The sequence below is a fragment of the Ruminococcus sp. AF17-1AC genome (assembly GCF_003461385.1).
Lineage (GTDB): Bacteria > Bacillota > Clostridia > Oscillospirales > Ruminococcaceae > Hominimerdicola > Hominimerdicola aceti.
Genome location: NZ_QTWZ01000042.1, coordinates 1 through 2,051 on the forward strand (window position 1 = coordinate 1; position 2,051 = coordinate 2,051).

The following is a 2,051-nucleotide window of genomic DNA, read 5'->3' on the forward strand; positions in this document are numbered from 1 at the left end:
CCCTCAGAGCCGTTAGCCTCAATTCTCCAATGAGTACCGCCTGCACCTTTTCCGTCACCGACCGTTTTGGAATTGATAAGACTTTCCGAAACTCCAATTGATTTCAGATATGAAACAACATCGGAACGGCTGTCGAACTCACCCATATATATCCATGCATGGTCGATACCACTGGGGTTTTCAGCAACAACTACCGAACCGGGAGTAATATTTGAACCGTCGGCACACTCCCAATACGGACGGTCCGTGGTCTTAATATTCTGCTTTTCAACATCGACTTTTGAAGTCACACCGTCATAAGTGATTGTGCAGTTATCGCTGACTGTCAGCCAGTGATCGGTATCCACAGGAACGGGGTTGTTCCATGAAAATCCCGATGTTTTGTATCCAAGCTGCGTCAGCGTATAGTACACAAGTCCCGAACAGTCGATGCCGAGATTATTTATCGTCTGCACCGACAGAGGAGTATACTGTCCCTGATTGTATGCGTACCAGTACCCCTTATTCCCAAATGTATACGGTGTTCCGAGCAAAGTTGCCGCCTTTGCGATCACCGTATCGGAAGACGGAAACGCAGAGTTTTCGGTCGAAGTACTTGCGGCATTTGCTGTTATCGCTCCGCTCACAGATGAACCGAGCATAGAAAAAGCGCAGAGGCCTGCCATAAACCCTGCGCCAAGCTTCTTTAATATTTTGGATTTTTTAAACATAAAATGCATTTCTCCTTTGATTTTAAATTACAACACTTTACTTTTTATTACATCGTTATTTCCGGCTCAGGTTCATCCGCCATTTCCTCATCGGGAGTATTTTCTACCTCAATTTCCGTAGCCTGCATTTGCTCCAATACGATAATGGGAGTTTCAAACATTTCGGAATATTTCTTGATCTGATCATCGGTAAGTGAACAGCTGTCCCATTCGCCGTATTCGTTCATATAATTTCCTGAAACAAAGAAAGTTCCATGTACAAGAACATTTCCCACAATACGATTAGGCTGTGAACCATTAAGCAGGAATTCATCGTTGCACCAAGCAATCGCAGTTTCTTTCGGCTCAAAATATATAGGTTCGATACACCCTCCGACTATTGCCTGCATATCGTGAATATCATCGCCGATTTCCTTTTCATACGGCGCTTTTTCAGGCTCAATAACAAGTATTTTCATTTACAAAACCTCCTCATCTTCATTGCAATAATCCCACAGTGGACACTCGTTACAGTCATCATACATTGAACATGTTCGCTCTATTTCTTCCTCCGAGATACCGCAGTCACGGCGTTCTGTTTCAGGAGCATTGCGCCATATCGTAAGCGTCACTCCGCTATCATCGCACTCCGTTTCCACGCTTACGGGATTTTCGTTTTCATCAAAAAGCCCCGAAAATACGGTAGTTCCGTTGGTTGTGAGTACCTGTGCAAAAATAATCTTTCTCATAAAATTATACCTCCAAATTGTCTGTTTCATCGTCAAACAGCGAAAGCTGGCGAACCGCCTGTAATCTCTCGCTTGTATCGTAATTGGATATGAGCAGCTCCGCATACTGACAGCCGCCGTCGTATCTCTGCGCCAGATTATTCAGTCTGCTGATCTCCTCAATGTGAATATTAGGCTTATCCCATATCTCACGGATTTCTGGACAGTCATTGTAGGAAACAAGAAACTTGCCCTTGATATCCATTAGCGAATCCCTGAGCCTAATATGATCCTTGGTTTTAAAACCAACGTCTTTGTAGTAGTTTTCGGTTGCAAAGTACGGTGGATCGCAATAAAAAAAGCTGACAGGGCGGTCGTACTGCCGTATCAGTTTTTCAAAGTCTTTATTCTCAACTACTACCTTCTGCAATCTCCTTGCTGCCAAGTCTATCATCGGGAAATCCGACCATATTGAATGCGGCTGACTGCCGAAGCTGTCAAGTCCACTTGCGTAGCTGTAACGGATAAGCTGATAAAACTTCGCCGCCCTGTCAACATCACGAAATCTGCTGAACAGACCTCGCTTATGAAGACTAGCAATCCAGTCGAAATCTTCACGAGAATCGAGGACATA

At 44.3% G+C, this 2,051-nt stretch carries 4 protein-coding genes; all 4 read right to left on the reverse strand.

The genetic code is table 11. The annotated features are described in order from the left end of the window. Window positions 1–710 (reverse strand): NlpC/P60 family protein (locus DWW81_RS12970; RefSeq protein WP_181982757.1); only part of this gene is annotated, 710 nt, incomplete at its 3' end. A 47-nt stretch (window positions 711–757) separates the two neighbouring features. Continuing rightward, window positions 758–1,168, reverse strand: coding sequence for a DUF3846 domain-containing protein (locus DWW81_RS12975; protein WP_117563482.1), 411 nt, complete (start codon window positions 1,166–1,168; stop codon window positions 758–760). Continuing rightward, window positions 1,169–1,438 carry a hypothetical protein gene (locus tag DWW81_RS12980; RefSeq protein WP_117898186.1) on the reverse strand — a complete coding sequence of 90 codons (270 nt, stop codon included), beginning with the start codon at window positions 1,436–1,438 and terminating at the stop codon, window positions 1,169–1,171. It abuts the gene before it with no gap. Window positions 1,439–1,442: 4 nt separating this feature from the next. After that, window positions 1,443–2,051, reverse strand: a 609-nt coding sequence (locus DWW81_RS12985; protein ID WP_147339007.1) for a DNA adenine methylase, incomplete at its 5' end; no start/stop codon positions are given.

Bases quoted from the DNA above. Each gene is read 5' to 3' on its own strand.
- DWW81_RS12975 (WP_117563482.1), bottom strand. From the start codon at position 1,168: ATGAAAATACTTGTTATTGAGCCTGAAAAAGCGCCGTATGAAAAGGAA.
- DWW81_RS12980 (WP_117898186.1), bottom strand. From the start codon at position 1,438: ATGAGAAAGATTATTTTTGCACAGGTACTCACAACCAACGGAACTACC.